14 protein-coding genes and 1 pseudogene are annotated in these 18,237 nt (G+C 71.7%); 7 read left to right on the forward strand and 8 right to left on the reverse strand.

Annotated elements, in window-relative coordinates; genetic code table 11:
* Positions 1-65: 65 nt before the first annotated feature.
* The 6 genes from ACZ6ZI_RS20715 to ACZ6ZI_RS20740 all read right to left on the reverse strand — a co-directional run bounded on the left by ACZ6ZI_RS20715 (position 66) and on the right by ACZ6ZI_RS20740 (position 7,436).
* Positions 66-1,094 carry a hypothetical protein gene (locus tag ACZ6ZI_RS20715; protein WP_469522826.1) on the reverse strand — a complete coding sequence of 343 codons (1,029 nt, stop codon included), beginning with the start codon at positions 1,092-1,094 and terminating at the stop codon, positions 66-68.
* Positions 1,095-1,388: 294 nt separating this feature from the next.
* Positions 1,389-2,411, reverse strand: coding sequence for a ribosome small subunit-dependent GTPase A (gene rsgA / locus ACZ6ZI_RS20720; RefSeq protein WP_469522829.1), 1,023 nt, complete (start codon positions 2,409-2,411; stop codon positions 1,389-1,391).
* A 103-nt stretch (positions 2,412-2,514) separates the two neighbouring features.
* A complete protein-coding gene (locus ACZ6ZI_RS20725) occupies positions 2,515-3,789 on the reverse strand; it encodes an MFS transporter (RefSeq protein WP_469522832.1) in 1,275 nt (424 codons plus the stop codon).
* 7 nt (positions 3,790-3,796) lie between these two features.
* On the reverse strand, positions 3,797-4,417 hold the full coding sequence (locus ACZ6ZI_RS20730; RefSeq protein WP_469522834.1) for a JmjC domain-containing protein: 621 nt from the start codon (positions 4,415-4,417) through the stop codon (positions 3,797-3,799).
* 397 nt (positions 4,418-4,814) lie between these two features.
* The gene (locus ACZ6ZI_RS20735) at positions 4,815-6,041 is read right to left on the reverse strand and encodes a hypothetical protein (RefSeq protein ID WP_469522838.1); all 1,227 of its coding nucleotides are present in this window, start codon (positions 6,039-6,041) and stop codon (positions 4,815-4,817) included.
* A 375-nt stretch (positions 6,042-6,416) separates the two neighbouring features.
* A complete protein-coding gene (locus tag ACZ6ZI_RS20740) occupies positions 6,417-7,436 on the reverse strand; it encodes a LuxR family transcriptional regulator (RefSeq protein ID WP_469522840.1) in 1,020 nt (339 codons plus the stop codon).
* A 143-nt stretch (positions 7,437-7,579) separates the two neighbouring features.
* Between ACZ6ZI_RS20740 and ACZ6ZI_RS20745 the strand changes: the two genes are divergently transcribed.
* Together ACZ6ZI_RS20745 and ACZ6ZI_RS20750 are read left to right on the forward strand one after the other, a co-directional pair.
* Complete coding sequence (locus tag ACZ6ZI_RS20745; RefSeq protein ID WP_469522843.1) at positions 7,580-10,930, forward strand: AfsR/SARP family transcriptional regulator; 3,351 nt, start codon at positions 7,580-7,582, stop codon at positions 10,928-10,930.
* Between the two features lie 118 nt (positions 10,931-11,048).
* A complete protein-coding gene (locus ACZ6ZI_RS20750) occupies positions 11,049-12,305 on the forward strand; it encodes a serpin family protein (RefSeq protein ID WP_469522846.1) in 1,257 nt (418 codons plus the stop codon).
* 290 nt (positions 12,306-12,595) lie between these two features.
* On the opposite strand, the gene ACZ6ZI_RS20755 is transcribed toward ACZ6ZI_RS20750, so the two are convergent.
* Positions 12,596-13,357: an SDR family oxidoreductase gene (locus ACZ6ZI_RS20755; protein WP_469522848.1), complete on the reverse strand. Its 762-nt coding sequence runs from the start codon at positions 13,355-13,357 to the stop codon at positions 12,596-12,598.
* A gap of 253 nt (positions 13,358-13,610) precedes the next feature.
* A complete protein-coding gene (locus ACZ6ZI_RS20760; protein WP_469522851.1) occupies positions 13,611-14,099 on the reverse strand; it encodes a hypothetical protein in 489 nt (162 codons plus the stop codon).
* A gap of 458 nt (positions 14,100-14,557) precedes the next feature.
* Here ACZ6ZI_RS20760 and ACZ6ZI_RS20765 point away from each other — a divergent pair, with 458 nt between their 5' ends.
* The 5 genes and pseudogenes from ACZ6ZI_RS20765 to ACZ6ZI_RS20785 all read left to right on the forward strand — a co-directional run bounded on the left by ACZ6ZI_RS20765 (position 14,558) and on the right by ACZ6ZI_RS20785 (position 18,198).
* The gene (locus ACZ6ZI_RS20765; protein ID WP_469522855.1) at positions 14,558-14,719 is read left to right on the forward strand and encodes a hypothetical protein; all 162 of its coding nucleotides are present in this window, start codon (positions 14,558-14,560) and stop codon (positions 14,717-14,719) included.
* A 107-nt stretch (positions 14,720-14,826) separates the two neighbouring features.
* Positions 14,827-15,092 (forward strand): annotated as a pseudogene (locus ACZ6ZI_RS20770) (GNAT family N-acetyltransferase); the annotation flags it as partial.
* Positions 15,093-15,275: 183 nt separating this feature from the next.
* Complete coding sequence (locus ACZ6ZI_RS20775; RefSeq protein WP_469522858.1) at positions 15,276-15,554, forward strand: hypothetical protein; 279 nt, start codon at positions 15,276-15,278, stop codon at positions 15,552-15,554.
* Positions 15,555-15,701: 147 nt separating this feature from the next.
* Complete coding sequence (locus ACZ6ZI_RS20780; RefSeq protein ID WP_469522861.1) at positions 15,702-16,925, forward strand: hypothetical protein; 1,224 nt, start codon at positions 15,702-15,704, stop codon at positions 16,923-16,925.
* A 115-nt stretch (positions 16,926-17,040) separates the two neighbouring features.
* On the forward strand, positions 17,041-18,198 hold the full coding sequence (locus ACZ6ZI_RS20785) for an SMI1/KNR4 family protein (RefSeq protein ID WP_469522863.1): 1,158 nt from the start codon (positions 17,041-17,043) through the stop codon (positions 18,196-18,198).
* Positions 18,199-18,237: the final 39 nt, after the last annotated feature.

Genomic DNA, 18,237 nt, shown 5'->3' on the forward strand with positions numbered 1-18,237 from the left:
CGGTCAGGGTCGAGCGGGAGGAACTCCCCGCCGCCGAACGTGTCCCGGGGACGGTGCGGGAAGGGCTAGGGCTGGGCCAGCTCCTGGAAGAGTGCGCCGATCTCGTCCCGGTCGGCGATCAGGGGGAGGGTGTCGAAGTACAGCTCCCACTCACCGCCCGGGCCGAAGCGTTCCACGATCCCGAACGGGATGTCCCTGCCCTTCGGTCCGGAGGCCGTGCCGTGCCACTCCACGTACGTCGTGGTGCTGCCGAAGGCGACCTGGCCGGCCTTGAACCGAACCTCCGCCCTGTCGAAGAGTCGTTGGAGGTAGGCCCGCTTGCCGGCCGTGGTCTTCAGGGGCGCGTCCAGCCCCGGGCCCGACAGTCGTGCGTTGCCCGTCCGGGCGAGCAGGGCGTCGATGTCCTCCCCGTTCCACGCCGCCAGGCGGTCTCGGACCTCCGAAGCCCTCAGGGGTTGCGGATCCGGGCTCCGGGAGGCGACGGGACCGGAGTCCGCGATCCCGTCGAACAGGGCCTCGGGCGCCACCTCCGGGACGGTGTCCCGGAACAGGGCGTAGCGGTCGTAGTAGCGGCGGGCCTGGAGGGTCTTGCCGTCGTCCCCCAGGACATTGCGCGCGATCTGCGGGTAGGCCACCTTGTGGCCCTTGACCGTGACCTCGTTCCACTGGCCGAACATCATGACCGCGCCGTCGGCCACCACGTCCGTGCCCCGGTAGCGCAGGTCGGGCACGAGCCTGAGCGAACCGGTGATGGAGGTGCCGATCACGCCGTGGCCGCGCTGCGGTGCGCCGCCCGCCTCCCAGAGAGTGGCGTCCTCGTCGAAGATGTCGAGATAGGCCTTCACCCGAGGGTGGCTCAGCTCCCCGGCGGCCGGCGGGGTACCGGTCGGCGCCTCACCGAAAGCGATCTGACGCCGCATGAACGCGCAGGCGTTCGGGGTGATCCGACCCTCCAACCGCTCGACCTTGGCGCGCACGTCCCGGCAGTCGCCCCCGCCGGCTCCCTCCTCGCCGCCCGGTAGCGCTGCCGCCGAGGTCGCCACCCCCGCGACGATCGCCGCGACCACCGTCGCCACCACACCACGCCGTCCCACGAACATCCAGCCCCTCGATTCGCCACACCGACGCGGCCCGCTGCCGCTCGTATGGAGACCATGCCCGCCGGTCGACGCAGGGGTCGATTACTCGTGGGGTAATGGCCAAGGCCGAAGGGAGGAGGGCCCGTGCTCGAGACACCCGGAACCGGCCGACCGCCGAGTCGTCAAGAGCCTTTGTGTTCACCAGGACAGGTCGCAGTGCCATGCCGGCGATCCTGTGCATCCGCTCGGCAACGTGGTCGACCGAAGCGACCGGTCGCGTGCCGAGCGGTGCCGGCCGGACTGCCGGCGTCAGTGGTGCCCGCCGCGACGGGGGGTGCGGCGGGCCTGTTTGCTGACGGCCTTCCACTGGCGGCGTACGTCGGCCATCTCGGCCGGATCCTCACGACGGCGGTGATAGGCGATCTCCGCCTGGACCTTGCGCCAGGTGGCGAGGCGGTCGGCGTCCAAGGCTCCGGTACGGGCGGCCTCTTCGACCGCGCAGTCGCCGTCGCCGTCGTGGCCGCAGTCGCCGTACCGGCAGTGGACGGCCAGGGCCGCGATGTCGGTGAAGACGTCGTCGACCGATGCCTGCGCCGCCGCCACGTCCAGGGAGCGGATGCCGGGAATGTCCAGAAGCACCCCGCCGCCGGCCAACAGGTGGAGGCGGCGTGTGGTGGTGGTGTGGCGGCCACCCGCGCGGCCGGGGGCGGCCACCGCCTCGGTGGTTCCTTCCAGGGCGTTGAGCAGGGAGGTCTTGCCCGCGCCGGAAGGACCCAGCATGACGGCGGTGGTGCCGTGGGTGAGGTGGCCGCGCAGGAGGTCGAGTCCGTCGCCGGTGAGGACGCTGACGGGGATCACGGGGACACCGGGGCTGAGGTGCTCGGCCGTGGCCGTGCCCTCGGCACCGGCGTCGTCGGTGGTGTCGCTCTTGGTGAGGACGAGGACGGGCTGGGCGCCGCTGTCCCAGGCCATCACGCTCAGGCGTTCGACCATGGTGGTGTTCAGCCCGCCTTCCAGCGGGACGACGATCATGACCGTGTCGATGTTCGCCGCGAGGACCTGGCGTCCGTGGCCGGAGTTCTGACCCCGGCCGAGTGTGGTGGTGCGGGGGGCGACGGCGTGGATGCGGCCGTCGTGGCCGAGCCGGACCCAGTCGCCGGCGACGGGGGTGACGTGCAGGGAGGGTGCCGAGCCGACCGTGTGCGCGGTGAGGCTGCCGTCGTCGCGGGGCTGGAGGACCTCGCAGACGGTGCCGTGGTTGACGACCGCTCGTGCCCATCCGTGGCCGTCGGGTGCCCGGCCGAGCCGCGTGACGGTGGGAATGCCGGTCATGGGGTGTCCTTGGTGGTGATGAATCCGGTCCGGGTGCGGTGGTGCATGCGGTCGCCCGCGGGGGTCTCGACGAGATCAGGGGGTGTGACGGATGCGTCGCGGTTCACGCGTTCGCCTTCCTCGTCCGTCCGGCGAGGCGTGCGGCGGGAATGCTCAACAGGACGAGGAGAACGGCGACGACGGCGAAGACGGTGTCGTAGTGGGCGGCGAACACGCCGCCGATGAGCATGCCGACCGGGACGCCGGCGGCGTTGACGAAGTTGTCCACGGAGCCGAGCCGGGAGAGGAACCGTTCGGGTACCTCGCTCTGGTAGGTCGTGTCCCAGATGATGCCGCAGGCCGCGATGGTCAGGGAGGCCAGGGCGAAGGCGGCGCCGATGACCGCGGTGGGCAGTTCCTCGCGCAGGGTGAGGGCCGCCATCTGCAGGACGACACCGAGGGTCACGACGACGGACGCCGCCTTCCACGGATGCCGGTTCATCGCCATGACGGCCAGGGAGCCGACGAGGGAACCGGCGGCGAGGCAGGTGGCGAGTACGGACCAGGCTCCCGTGCCGCCGAGGGACTCCACGGCGATGACCGGACCGGCGACGGCGGCCAGACCGATGCTGAGGGAGATCACGAACCACAGGGCCATGCCGAAGGAGAACCACGGATAGCGGGCCATGACGGGGAACGCGGCGCGGAACCGGGTGTCGCCGTCCTCGTCCACCCTGTCCGCGGGGGCGGTGCCGTGCTCCGGTTCCACGGACGGCTCCGGCCGCCGACGGACCGGGGTGTGCAGACGGGTGAGTCGGATCAGGCAGCCGAGGTTGACGGCGAACGAGGCCACGTCCAGCCAGAGCACCCAGGAGAAGCCCACCGTGCTCATGAGGACACCGGCGAGCACGGGCCCGAGGAGGAAGCCCACGTCGGCGAGGAGGGACAGCAGGCTGTTGGCCCAGTGGAGCTTGCCTTCGGGGACCAGCTCGGGGGTCAGCCCGATCTGCGCGGGGTTGTAGAGGGCCGTGCCCGCCCCGTACACGGCGGCGGACAGGCACAGGTGCCAGGTTTGCAGCGGCAGCGGACCGACCACGACGACGGCCAGCGCGCCCTGGGCCAGGATCCGCAGCACGTCGGCGCCGATCATCACCTTCACCCGGTCGTAACGGTCGGCGAGCCGGCCGCCGGTGGCGACGAGGAGGAAGCGGACCGCCCACAGGGACAGCAGCACCGCCGTGAGTCCGCCGGCCGACCCCGACACCTGGTAGGCGGCCAGCGCGAACGCGACGGGGACGGCCGCGTCGCCGAGGCTGGAGACCGCGTGACCCGCGAAGAACGTCGCGAAGCGGCGCTCCCGGAATATCGCGGCCCGGTCCTTGAGGGGGGCGGTGAGCACAGGCGGGTCATCCTTCGCAGATCAGGAAGTCGTTGCGGGCGCCGAAGGCGACCAGGGCACGGAGGTCGGCGGCGGGCACGCCGGCCGCGGCGAGCAGGGTGTCGAAAGTGAAGGCGCCACCGCCGCACAGGAGCACGACGGGACGTTCGAGACGGCGATCGAGACGTATGCGCCGGCCCATGGTGGTGACCGTCACGTGCGCGTCGTCCGTGGTGATGTGCGGGGGCCACCGGCCGGCCCAACGGATCCGCGTGCTCGGGCCGACGTCCCCGGTCAGGGCACTGCGCAGGGAGGCCCCTGCGCGTCGGTCGGGGCGCAGAGCCGCCGGGCGGTCGGTCGGGGACGCGTCGCCGAGTTCGGCGAGCGGCTCGTATCCGACGGTGAGGTGGATGCTGAGTTCGCCGGTGCCGCTGACGCGGTGCGCCGTGTCGCGCGGCACGGACAGGCACATGCCGGGGGTCAGGACGCGGTCGAGGCTGTCGTCCGCCAGCTTCGTGGAGCGTGCGCCGGTACGAGAGTCGACCTGCCAGCGCTTTCGCCCCAGGAGTTGCAGGATGAGGGTGTGGTGGCCGTCGCTGTGCAGGTCGAAGGCGGAGGAGTCGCCCGCGGTGATGTAGCAGTGACCCACGCGCGGGCGCACAGGAGGTATTCGAGAGCCTCGCCCAGCAGCGTGACCCGATCGTCGAGCGCCTCGAGGTGGCTGATGACGAGGGTTGCTCCGCGTTCGACGGCGTTGTGCAGGTAGGCGGGCACGAGAGCGGTGTGCAGGATCTCCCCGTCGCCGACCCGGGACCGCATCCACCGGCTCCGGTCGACGGGCCGGCCGGACTCGACGAGCCGGAAGTTGGTCGCGAGCGCGCCCGGTCGGGCCAGCGCGGACCAGACACCGGCCAGCAGGGCTTCCCGCGCGCCGTGGTCCTGGTCGGGATCGGTGGGTTCGTGGAGGCGGACCCCGCCGGCCGGCGGCCGCTGGTCTCCCAGGCCCGCGAGCAGCGCGTCGGCGTGCCGGAAGGCGTCGAACGCGGTCATGCGGCGATCACCGCTCCCAAGGCGTACAAGGTGCGGGCGAGTTCGGCTCGGCTGTCCGGGGCGAGTCCGGAGGGCAGGAGCGCCGTCAGCTCACGGAAGGAGAAGGGGGCGGTGGAAGCGGTCGCCCGCACCAGGGCGTCGAATGCGGCCCGGTCCTCGACGGGGACCGTGACGCTGCGGCCGCGGACGACGAGGGTCGTACGACCGGCGTGCGCGGCCACCGCCACGGCACCGGGTCGGGACCAACGCAACGGGCGGTCGGTGACGGCGGCGCCGGAGCGCGGCAGCGCGGCGCGGTGGGGCCGGCCGAGATGGCCGTTCGTGCGCAACCGGAGTCGGGCCAGGGCCAGTTCGTGGTCGACGCGCTCGGCGAGAGGGGGATGGGCGGTGTCCTCGGTCAGCAGGGCGCGGGCGCGGTCGGCGACGGTGGCGGCGGGCGGGTAGGCGGGGAGGGGGTCGGCCGGACCCGCCGCGCGCCACAGTGCCTCGGTGATCACGGACCGGGTCCTGGCCGGGTACGGGGTGAGTCCGAGGAAAACGGAGGGGCCGAGGTTTCGAAACACGTGATAGGTGTCCTGCGGAATCAGGAGGAAATCGCCGGGCCGCAGGAGGTGCCGGTCGGCGGAGCCGAGATGGTCGTCGATATCGAAGGAGATATGTCCGAAGGAAGGGCTCGGGATCGTCCGGGAGGCGTCGAACGGGTTCTCGTGCCAGATCCACACCTCTTTGGGAGAGGGGCCGAGGTGAAATATCAGCGAGGGCTCGTCGTCCTTGTGGATACCGAAAGGAGTCCATCCGGAATGGGCGATGAAGGTGTATGCATCGGTTCCGGAGAGAAGTTCGTGGACCCCGTCGGTCACGAGTTCCTCGACGATCTCGGAGACCTCGGTGGACAGCCCGAGGTCCCATGCGGAGACGTCGTTGACGGCGACGCACGCCTCGTCGTCGCCGGCGGTACGGGCCAGCCACTCCACCGCGCTCTCGTCGTCCGCGAGGGGTGAATCCACGAAACGCTTGGTGAGCGGGTAGTCGAAGGCGCCGGGGCGGAAGGCTCGTAGACGCAGGTCACCGGGGGCCCGGCGGGTCGCCGTCCGCAGACTCCGGTCGATCAGCCGACCCAGCCGCTGCGGGTCGGTCACCAGGCCGGGAAGGAAGACGGGGCGGGAGAAGCCCGGAGCGTGGGCCGCCGCGAACGCCTTCCAGGTCCTCATGTCGATGCTCATTCAGCTCACCACTCGTTCGGGAGGTACGGCCGGCGCGGCCGGCCGTCCGTGAGGACGGCCGACCGCGTGACGGTGCGGACTCAGTGGCCGACGTCCCGACGCGGGTGGAACTCGGCCTCGAAGTCGTAGTTGTCGTCCTCGAGGATCTCCATGACGAGGTTCTGCTCGTTCTCCATGATGTGGAGCCTTTCTTTCCGTTGATTTCTTCCCCAGGTTCCGGCGGGAGCGTCGAAACCCTCCGGGGCGGGATGGGACGGGGCTCGCCGGGTGGCGTTCCGTTCCTTTCCCCGCTCCGTTCTGAAAACAACTCTGACATTCGCTCAAGGGTGTTGTCATCCTTTTGGTTTGACATGAAGTCCCCCTGGCACGGTTGTGTCAGATCAGGCCCTGCTGCGCGGCCTGGAGCCCAAGCTGGAATCGGCTGCTGACCTTGAACCGCTCCGTCAGGGCGGTGATCATCCGTCGTTCGCTGCGCAGGGAGATGCCGAGCCGGCGCGCCGCCGCCTCGTCGGTCAGCCCTTCGGCCAGGAAGCGCAACAGCGCCCGCTCCTGAGGTGAACAGGTGGCGGGGGCTTCGCCCTCGGACTCCTCCTCGGCCGCCAGGTCCCACAGGTACGTGAAGACAGCGCGCAGGCCCATGAGGGCGCCCGACTCGGTCAGCGCGACGACTCCGGCGTCGGGAGCCCGCGGATCCAGGGGCAGGACGGCGCGCGCGTCGTCGACGATCCGCAGGTGCAGGGGCAGGGAGGGCAGGGTGCGCGTCTCGGCGCCGGCCTGCGCCAGGCGCCGCACGGCACTGCGACGCTGAACGCCGGCCAGGTGAAGGACGCGCACGCGCACCCCCCGGGCGAGCAGGTCGAGGAGGACCGGCACATCGAGGTCCCAAGGGCCGCGACCGGCCGCGGCGGTGGGGGCGAGGACGAGGAGCTCGCCGCGGGCCTGCGCCGACAGGTCGGACTGGACCCGTCGTGCGGCCTCGGCGCCGGTGAACCGTTCCACACTCGCCGCGCCGGTGCGGCCGTGCGCGACGTAGTCGGCGAGGAGGGCGTCCACGGCGGAACGGCTCGCCTCGATCTCCAGCCGGGTGCGGGCGAGTTCGTTCTGACGGCGCTCCAGAAGCGCGCCGAGGCCCGCCCGGGGCGGAACCAGCAGCGGCGTGCCCGGGGCCGAGCCGTCCGTGTCCGCCGTGCGCAGCAGGGCGAGATCGGCAAGCGAGTCCAGCGCCCGCGTGACGACCGACCGGTCCTGGCCCAACCCCCGGGCCAGCTGGTCGACGTCCCAGGAAGGCTGCTCCAGCATGAGCCGGTAGACCCTCTCGGTGCCGGAGTCGAGTCCGAGGGCGCCCAAGGGCATGGCCTTCTCGCCGTCGTGTGATGCCGGGCGCAGGTGTGTCACCGCGTTTTCCTGGCTCCGCCAGGCTCGGGATGCGTGCGTCGTCAAGGCTCAAACTCCGATGTGGTTCCGGCAGGTTGGCGCAGCATGAGGAGACCCCGCTAGCGGATCACTAGGGACGGGGGCGGCTGACGTAGGCTCCCGTCATGCATGGTCAGCGAGGCGCGTTGTTCGACTTCCGGATACTGGGGCCCCTTGAGGTGCGGTGCGCGGGGGAGACGGTGGCCGTCACCGCCCCCAAGGAACGCGATCTGCTCGTCCTGCTGCTGCTGAAGGCCGGTCACACCGTGCCGGCGGAGGAGCTGATCGACGGGCTCTGGGGAACCACACCGCCGACGACCGCGCGCACCACGCTGCAGAACTACGTCAAGCGGCTGCGCCGAGTTCTCCCACCACCGGGAAACACCCACCGGGAACTGCTGGAGACCCGGCCGGGAGGCTACCTGCTGCGGCTGGACGGCGAGTTCCTGGACCTCGGGGAGTTCGAGCGGCTCGTGCAGAGCGCCGCCACGGCCGCCGCACGCGGTGACGACGTCACCGTCTCCGCCCGGCTCGACGCGGCGCTGTCCCACTGGCGCGGCGAGGCGCTGGCCGGCAGCCGCTCCGAGTACCTCCGGCAGGTGGAGGGGCCCCGCCTCGAAGAGGCCCGGATGGTCGCCTTCGAGCAGCGCGTCGACGCCGACCTGCGGCTCGGGCGGCACGCCGCCGTGATCGCCGAGCTGCACACCCAGACCGCCCGGCAACCCCTCCGGGAACGGCTCCGGGTGCAACTCGTACTCGCCCTCTACCGCTCGGGACGGCGCGGCGACGCGCTCGCGGCCGTCCGACAGGCCCGCGCACACCTCGCTCGGGAACTCGGCCTGGAGCCCGGTCCCGAACTCGCCGCGCTCCACACCCGCGTCCTCGCCGACGATCCCGCCCTGATGGAGATCCGACCCGCGGCGGCGCCCGCGCCCACCGCTCCGTCCGGCCACTCCGACCACCGCGGTCACACCGGGACCGGATCCGCCGGCCCCGCGCCGTCCGTCCTTCCCTACCAACTCCCGCCCACCACCATGGTGTTCACCGGGCGCGCGGAGGCCCTGCGAAGACTCGACGAGCTGATGCCCGCCGCAGGACCACGCCTGCCGGGAGCGGCACGCGTCGTCCCGATCACCGGCCAGGGCGGGGTCGGCAAGACGGCTCTCGCGGCCCACTGGGGCCACAGCCGACGCAACCGGTTCCCCGACGGCCAGCTCTACGTCGACCTCCGTGGTCACGGAGGTGGTCGGCCCCTGCGGGCGATCGACGCGCTGAGCGGCTTCCTGGAGGCCCTCGGTGTGGCCCCGCGCGACGTCCCCACGACGGAGGAACGCGCCGCCGCCCGGTTCCGTTCACTGTGCGCCGACCGGCGGCTGCTGGTGATCCTGGACGACGCGCGGTCGGAGGAGCAGGTCAGGCCACTGCTCCCCGGCAGTGCGGACTGCATGGTGATCGTGACCAGTCGACTCGCCCTCTCCGGCCTCGTGGCCCGCGACGGGGCGCTGCCCGTCCCGCTGCCGGTCCTGGAGCCCTCCGAAGCCGAGCGGATGCTCGTCAACATCCTCGGGCCCGCACGGGTTTCGCGGGAGCCCGCAGCGGCCGCCGCGCTGACGGCCGCCTGCGCCCGACTGCCCCTCGCCGTCGGCATCAGCGCCGCCGACCTCGCGCTCCACCCGGACCGGACCCTGGCACAGCAGGTCACGCTGCTGGCCGGGACCGACGCCCTGTCCGCCCTGGAACTCCCCGGCGACAGCCAGAGCGCGGTGCGCACGGTCTTCGCGAGGTCGTACGCCACCCTGGAGCCCGACACCGCCCGCATGTTCCGACTCCTCGGCCTCCTGCCCGGCAAGGACATCACGGCCGGGGCCGCCTCGGCGCTCGACGGCACGCGCCCCGCCCGCGCCCGTGAGCTCCTGGACACCCTCACCCGCTCCCACCTCCTGGAGGAACGGACCGTCGGCCGGTACGCCCTGCACGACCTCCTGCGCGCCTACGCCCGCGAACGGGCCCACGCCGAGGAACCCGACAGCGAGCGCGACGCCGCCCTGCGGCGTCTGTACGACTGGTACCTGGCGAACGTCGACAAGGCCGCCAGGATGATCCAACCCGAGATGGTGCGCCTGCGGACGTACGCGGACGGCGCCGACCTCGCCTTCGACACGCTGGACGACGCCGCCGGCTGGCTCGACGCCGAACGGGCCAACGTCGTGGCGATGGTGCAACGGGCCGCCGACGAAGGACCCCTCGAACTCGCGTGGGGCCTGGCCGACGTGTTTCGGCCCTACCTGATGCACTCCGCACACACCGCCGACTGGCTGGCCGTGGGAGAGGCGGGACTCGCGGCGGCGGAGGCGGACGGCCACGCCTTCGGTCAGGCGGCGACCCACCGGATCCTGTCGAGCGCCCATCTCGTCCTCGGCCGGTACGAGGACAGCACCCGGCACGACCTGGCCGCGGCACGCCTCTACCGGAGCCTGGGGGCCGCTTCCGCCGAGGCCGCGGCCCGCAACAGCCTCGCACTCGCCGCCTGGTACGCGGGCAGGCTGGACGACGCGGTCGCTCACGGAAGCCGCGGTCTCGCCCTGGCGAAGAGCGAGGGTGAGGTCGTCCCCGAACTCATCGTCAGCTCCAACCTGGGCGCCATCCTGCACGAGGCGGGCATGCTCCGCCAGGCCGAGGAGCTCTACGAGAGCATGATGGGCGGCCGGGCCATGGCCCACGCGCCGACCACCGAGGGCCACATCCTCCGCAACTTCGCCGCCGTCCTGCACGACCGGGGGCAACCGGAGCGGGCCGCCGAACTCCTCGCGCGGGCCGAGGAAATCCAGCGCAGGGCCGGTCAGGGACCCAGCAACCTGACCTACACCCTCTTCTGGAAGGCGGTCATGGCACTCCAGTGTGGCGACCGGGCCGGCGCCCTCGCACACCTGGAGGAGGGGTTCTCCCTCGCGGGCGGCGACGTCAGGGCCGAGGCACACCTGCACACCGCGCGGGGCATGCTTTCCGAACGCACGGGCGGACACGAGGCCGCTCTGCGGAGCTTCGAGCGGGCCAGGGACCTGGCCCGGCAATGCGCCTCGCGTAAACCCGAGCTGGACGCCCTGACCGGAATGGCGCGTTGCTCCCTCGCACTGGGCCGGACCGAACGGGCCCGCTCGCTCGCCGAGGAACTGCTGGAGGAGGCCACGGCCGACGGCTATCGGCTCTTTCGGGGCTACGCGCTGACGCTCCTGGCCGAGACGGCCTGCCAGGAGGGGAACCACATCGAGGCAGCGCTCCGGGCCACGGAAGCGGTGGCGCTCCAGCTGGCGAACGCCCACCCGAGGGGCCGGGCGGACGCGCTCGTCGCCCTGGCGCACGCGCTGCGCGGCGCGGGGGACACCGAGGCCGCGCGTCTTCGCGTGGAGGAGGCGGCGGAGCTCTGGTCCGACTTCGCCCCTCAGCGCGTGGAGGAGTTCCTGCGACGAGCCCACTGAGCCGCTCGCGGAACGGACACCGGCGGCCGGCGCGCCGAGCCGGAACCCCGGAGGCGGGTCCCGGCGACGCGCCTTGTCGGACAATGTTCATGGACATGCCGAGGCGATGAGGGGCGACATGCGTGCGACGACTGCGGGGGCGCGGAGCAGGGTCGAGGAGACGGTCGGGGTGGTCAACGCCTTGACCGCGCGGTGGGCGGCCGCGGCCACCGGGGGTGCGGACCCCGGGTCCGATGCGGCGAGGGGCGGCACGGTGTTCTCCGCCGCCGGAGTGTGGCCCCTCCTCGCGTTCCTGGCCGACGGCGCGGCCGGGCCCACCCGTGCCGAGCTCGCGGCAGCCGTCGGGCTCCCGGCCGACCAGGCGGCCGAAAGGGCGCGGGAGTTCCTGGTCGCGTTGCGGGAACTGCGCGGCGTCGACGCGGCGCTGGGCCTGTGGACCCGCCGGCAGTTGAAGGTGCGTCCGGAGTGGATCGCCGGGCTGCCGCCGCACAGCCACCGCAAGCTGACGGGCTTTCGGGCCGTCGACCGGCGGGCGCTCGACGCCTGGGCGGCCGAGCAGACGGGCGGGCGGATCGAGAGGATGCCGGTCGACCTGGGCCCGGACAGCCTCCTGGTGCTGGCGAGCGCGCTCGCGCTGGCGACCCGGTGGATCCGCCCCTTCACCGCCGACCGCGCCTCCGGTAGGGGGCCGTGGGCCGGCCGGGACCTGGCCGGGCTGTCGCGCACCACGTCCCTCCTCGACCGGGTCGGTGTCGCCGACACCCCCGCCGGCCACGTCACCGACCTGCGCGTCGTGGGCGACCGCGGCATCGACGTCCACCTGCTCCTCGGCGAGCGGGACATGCCCGCGGACCGGGTGCTCGGCGCGGGCGTGGACGTCCTCTCCGGCCGGCAGGCCCTCGTACCCGGCGACCGGCTGCCGCACGGCGAGGTCGGGCCCGGACTCACCGTGGAGGCGGTCCGCAACTTCTATCCGGTGCGACCGAAGCTGCACGTCGCGACGGTGGCCTTCGAGATCGCCGCCACCCACGACCTCACCGCCCACCCCGACGTGTTCGGACTGACCTCGGCCATCGACCGGTCGGCGGGCCACTTCCCCGGCATCAGCGACCGCGCACTCGCCGACTACCGTGCCCGCCAGTCGGCCACGGCCGCCTTCACCGAAGAGGGCTTCGAGGCCGCCGTGGTCACCGCCTTCGAATTGGGCGAAGGCAGCGCGCGGATGCCGGAGCCGACGTACGTGAACAAGGAGGTCCACGCCTCGTTCCGGCGGCCCTTCGGCTTCCTCGCCGTGCACCGCGTCTCCCGGCTGGTGCTCGCCGCGGGCTGGGTGACGGACCCGCAGCCCTACCGGGAGACGCCCGGCGGCTGGTGAGGCGGTCAGGCGTGGAATCCGGTGGCTGGACGCCGCCGCGTCGGAGCCCCGCGCAAACTCGTGCAGAGCCCCACGTACGGACACCGCTACACGGTCGAGGAAGTCTTTCCCGACGCCCCGGACGGCAGCTACTTCCGTTCGGTGGCCAACCAGACCAACACCTCGGTGTTCGTCTACGAGGCCGACGCCCGCGCCGGCGCCCCGCGCGACCGCACCCCCATGGAGCCCGTACGGTCACCGGGCCGCCGTCGACCGTGCCGCGTGCGGCCGCGACGACGGCCCAGGGCAGGTCATGCCTGGCGGGTCGGCAGGACGATCGACCGGCGCAGGTTGACGTGCCGGGGACGGCTGACGGTGTAGGCGACGAGGTCGGCGATGTCCTCGGCGGTGAGGGCCGGGATCGCTGTGAACATGCCGCCGAGCTGCTCGCGCAGTTCCGGGTTGTCGATGTGCCCACCGAGTTCGGTGTCGGTCAGGCCCGGCTCGATGGCGCTGACCCGGACGTCGCGCGGACCCAGCTCGGTGCGCAGCGCGGCGGACAGCTGGGTGAGGGCGGCCTTGGTGGCCCCGTACACGGCGTAGTCGGGAAAGAGGACGTGGGAGGCGATGGAGGAGACGTTGACGAGGTCGGCGGTGAGGCCGTCGGCGGCGGACGCGGTGAGGTCGGGTACGAAGGCGCGGATGACGCGCAGGGCGCCGGTGAGGTTGGTGTCGATCATGCGGGTCCACTCGTCGAGCCGGCCTTCGGGGAGGGGGTTGGGCAGCATCACTCCGGCGTTGTTGACCACCAGGTCGACCCGGCCGTAGGCATCGTGGACGGCCTCGGTGGCGGCGTCGACGGACGCCTGGTCGGTGACGTCGGCGGTGACGGCGAGGGCCTGGCCCCCGGCGGCGGTCAGTTCGGCGGCCAGCGCGTCCAGCCGCTCGGTGCGCCGGGCCAGCAGGGCAACGCGGGCGCCGTCCGCCGCGAGCAGTCGGGCGGTGGCCGCGCCCATGCCGCTGGCCGCTCCGGTGACGACGGCGGTGCGGGTGGCGAGGGCGGGGTAGCTCATGGGGTGCTCCTGGGTCTGCTGTGCGGGCCGGTCCCGGTGGGCCGGCCCGGTGCCCCGGCGGGCCGGTGCGTTGGGCGGATGCGGACCACTCTGCGCCCGGCCGGGACGGCCAACCAGACTCTGCCGTTCCCTGGGAACGCCAGTACCCCCCTGGGCGGGGCGGCCCGCTCGGCGCTGCGGGCGTGGGGGCTTGGAGGGGGCGCGGAAGCGGCATCGAGGCCCGGGGCGGCCGGCCGGTCCGGCCAGGGGACCGTCAGCACCAGGCGGATCCGTCGTGACTGGCCGTCAGCTCGATGGTGTATTCGCTCGGCTTGGCCCGCGCCCGGCCCGGGATGTCGTAGGCGTCGGAGAAACCGAGCGAGAGGTGGACGGTGAGGGGGCCCTGCCGGCGGGTGAAGCAGTGCGGGCCACCGGTGGCTTCGCTGAGGTCGGGCTGCCAGCCGTGCGTGGTCGCGGCGGCCCGGTAGTGGGCGATGAGGTCGGCGCGGCTTCCGGGGTGGTCGTAGGTCCGGCCGGCGTAGGCGAAGCCGTCGTCCTCGTCGCACCCGCTGTAGGGCTCACCGACCGGGGTGGACCCGGGCCGTGCGGCGTCCAGGATCGGATCCTTGCCCAGATCGGCCGAGAGGGACGCGTCGCGCGCCGAGCAGCCCGTCAGGGCACCCACCACCGTGCACGCCCCCGCGCAGCAGACCGCCGGCACCACGAGAGCCAGGACCACGGCGGCGCGCTTGAGTATTCGCATGGCCACGCAGCCTAGTCAGTCCATCGCCGTGACGGCTCCGTCGATCCGCCGTGGCGCCGGCACCGTGGATCCACCCGACTCCCGCAGGGGGAGCGTGCGGTGACGTGAGCACAGACATGGCCGAAGAACGCGGCGAGGCCTTGCTCCACCTGTTCCGGCACGCCGGACATCACGCCGCGGCGCTCGTGGCCGAAGCACTCGGACCGCGGCAACGGGCGGACATCCTGCGGGAACGGGGGTCCGTTCCCGAGGGCTTCGCGGACTGGGTCGCGGACCACGGCGAGGCCGACGAAGTGGAATCTCTCCTCGACCGCTGGGGGGCTGACCGGTCGTCAGGCCGCGCTCGTCGCCGCACCCGAGGGTCTCGGAGCCGACCAACGAGTGGCTGTAATCCTTCACTGAAAGGCTGCCCAGCCGTCCACAACCTCCCGAGGCGCACTACGGGTAGGCTCGTAGGTATGGGAATCGACTGGGAGAACATACTCGACGCAAGCGGTGACGGTCTCGCCGATGCCTACGACAACGCGGTCTCCGCGGTCATCTACAGCGATGACCCGGGGGACGACCGTCCGCCACTCCCAGTCGGCGAAGAGTACGACGACACAGACGGCTTGCGCTGAACTCGGTGCACGGACGAAACGCCCCCGCATGCCGCGGCGTTTCGCCGTCTCAGGGAACGTGTCAGGTCAGGGCAGCCAAGAGGCGGCCGAGCTCAACTCCGCGGCTCGTCGCCGCCTTCACCGAACTTGTCCTTCCCGGCAATGGCCCAGGTGACGGCCGGTACTACGGCACGGGGGTGCTGCCCGAGCATCGAGGTCACGGTCTTGGCCGATGGATGAAGGCCGAGTCCATCGGACGGGCCCCAGGGCCTATCCGGACCTCGGTGGCCTCCTGACCGACACCGCCGACAGTAACGCGCACATGCGACGGGTCAACGACGGTCTCGGCTACACACCCACGCACACGACACACCGGTATCAGCTCGACCTGTAGCAGAGAGCGCACGTGCCGGATCGGGACTTCACCCCGCCCGGCCCGTTCATGCCTTTCGATAAACGCCCTAACGGCTCCGTAGCCTCACGCCGTACCTCGTGCGCAGGCGGACGATCTCCCACCACGCCACCGCCGAGACGGATGCCGGTCCGCCGATCAGGGCGCTGATGGTGGACCTCGGAGGTGCCGAAGGCGTGGCGGATCAGCGTCGGGGAGGCGAAGCCGACGAAGAGCAGTGGCGCGGCTGTGAACGCGCCGAAGTACCGGAGGGCCGAGCGCATGGCGGGCGGCGCACCGCGAGAGCTTTTCGAGCTGCTGCTCGACGACGGCGACCCGCAGGTCCGCGAACACCTGGCGGAGAGCGATCACATGCCGGCAGACCTGCGTACCCGGCCGGCGACGGACCCGAACCCGAAGGTCCGGGCGACGCTTGGCCGTCGGGGCGCCGCGCGGTTCTTTTGATCACCTGGTGGGGAAGCGACCCGGGTATCGCCGACAAGCACCTTCGGGGCTACGGGTGGGTTGATCAGCTCATAAGCTGGTGTCGGTGCCGAGCGACCCGGCGCATCGCACCCGCTCCGGGTGCACTCACCGAGATCGGAGAGCCCCGTGAAGAACAGGGCGTTGTGGCGTGTAGTCGACAACGAGAGTGGTATCCAGTCCATCGTCAGCACGCCCTCCGAGGCGGTCGCGTTCGTCAACAGCCGGTTCGACACCGATGACGACGACGAGCCGTTCGGCATCACCGAGGTCGGTCCTCTCCTGCCAAAGCCGCTCGGGGTCATCACCGCATGGGCCGCCGAGAAGGACGGCGAGCGAACCGACGGGCGTACTGCCCCGATCACCATCAGGCCGGTGGTGACGGACAACGCCGGCGAGTGCGATGACGTCGTGCTCTGGGGCGACGTGTACGTCTCCTGGGACCACGACATGTACACCGTCGAGGGGCCGGACGGCTCCGAGTACAGCGAGGCTTACAGCGCAGCCGAGTTGAGCGCGACCCTCGACGAGTACGCCGACGACTACGAGTACGCGCCTGAAGGGCCCGACAGCCACAAGTGGCCGAAACCGCAAGAGTTGATCGCCTACGGCGCCCAGGAGTGTGCCAAGCGGTTCGGGCACCTCGACGACGACGCCCTGCTGTGGCTCGCTGCCACCCGCATCACGCTCGCCGTGTGGCGCAACACACCCGTCGAGAACTGGCATGCCGGGAAGAGTCCGCTCCACGACGGCACAATGATGCGGATCAACACGGCAACCACCCGACTCGTGCGCTCGATGCTGTCGTTCGACCATGTCGACTGGATCGCTCTCGGTCTCGCGATCGTCAACCCGTCCCGGGTTCTACCGACCGGGCAGTCTGTTCTCGAGCTCGGGCTGGCCTGCCACAACCCTGACGACCCGGCACACGAGGTTGATCCGCGCGCAGAACTCGCGGGGATGGCACAGGTCGCGATCTCATGGGGGCGAAGGTGCTGCCTCGACGAGAACGAGTTCGGCTTGAGAACCCTGATCGAATCCTTCTGCGCGTTCGACAACGGCTGGTTCGGAGCCCCGAGTTGGGGGCGCATCGTCGATCGGTTCCTCACGGCTGTCGACGACCGGGAGAACGCGCACTGGCGCATACACCGGGACAGGCCTTGGTTCGACGAGTGGTTCACCAACCGGCCGGCCGACATTGCGGACACCGCGGAATTTCGTCGGCTGCTCCTTGCCGGGCCCGACCTGCTGTCCGAGGAGGCCGCCGAATGGTGCGTGGATGGCGCCCTCCGCTACGTCTGCCAGGACGACCACGCGAACGACTGCCGGCGGTGCGGTATCCCGCCGCGTTGATCGCCGAGTGCGGGGTCACTGGCGCGAGCGGCAGGGCGGTGGTCTCGGGCATGACGGCTCGTCCGGTACGGGCCGCCGTGCGCGAGCTGTCAGTGGCTGTCTCTAGGGTCAGCCCATGAGAAATGACCTGGTCCAGGAATCATGGGACCGCATCGATGCCTGGTTGCGCGAGCACGCGCCCCGCACGTTCGCCACGCTGAGGCCGCCCGCTGGGCATGAGGAGATCGCGGCAGCGCAGGAGGTTCTGGGCGTCACCTTTCCTCCCGACCTGGTCGCGTCGTTGCTTCGGCACAACGGGGCTGTGGACGGCCCGGACGCGTTCTGTTTCAGCACGGACGACCGGCTGCTCGGAGTGGGCGAGATCGTCGAGGACACGCAGTGGATGCGCGGCATCGCCGAGGACCTGGATGAGGAGGACGCCGAGTACTACTGGATCGACGAGTACCTGAAGTTCGGTTCCTACGGGGTGACATCTGACGGTCTGACGGTCGATTGCCGCCGTGGGCAGGACTCCTACGGTGCCATCGGACGGTTCTTCGACGAGACCGGCACCGACTTCGGACGGGCCGACTCGCTGGGCAGGTATCTGGAAGACCTGGCCGGCCTGCTGGAGAGCGGCCGGGACGGGGGCGCCGTCACGTTCAACGGCCGACTCTTCTGGGAGTGGGCCCTGCCGCCCCGCCCGGACTGGGGCAACGCCGACGACCCCCTTCCCGGGCCGGACGAGCACGTGCCGGAGCTGGACCTGCCCTGCGGCCCCACCGATGTCCTCCACGTCGGAGCCCTGGAGGGGCTGGAGGAGATCGGGGCGCTCCTCGCGGTCCTGCCACGTGAGCAGGTGGCCGAAGCCGCACGCAGGCAGTTGCGCAGAGTGGCCGTCGAGACGGGCCTGGACAAGTACCCGGAGATCCAGACGGCGCTGGACGCGCTGGAACGGGGCGAAGCTCCGCCCCCACCGCAACAAACCGGCCCGCTCGCCCTGCGACTGCGCACGGTGATCGTTCAGGCGGACGCTCACCGGGACGCTCCTCGCCGGTGGGCGGCGGAGAAGATGGTGCACGGGATCTGGGGCTCGCCCTACAGGTCCGTGTGTGAGAGCGCGAGCATCCGCGGTCGCCTCGCCGTCGACTGGCGTACGGATCTGCACGCGGACCTGGGCTACCCGCCACTGCCACCGGTACCCGACGATCGCTTCTGGGGGACCCTGCGCAACCCTGCCATCGACTCCGGTTGGTACGCGGCTCAATACGCCCAGGACCAGGGCCGACCGTAGGAAATCCGGTTCCGCACGACCGCCACGGCGCTGGGGCTC

It is taken from the genome of Streptomyces sp. NPDC103540, assembly GCF_055584445.1.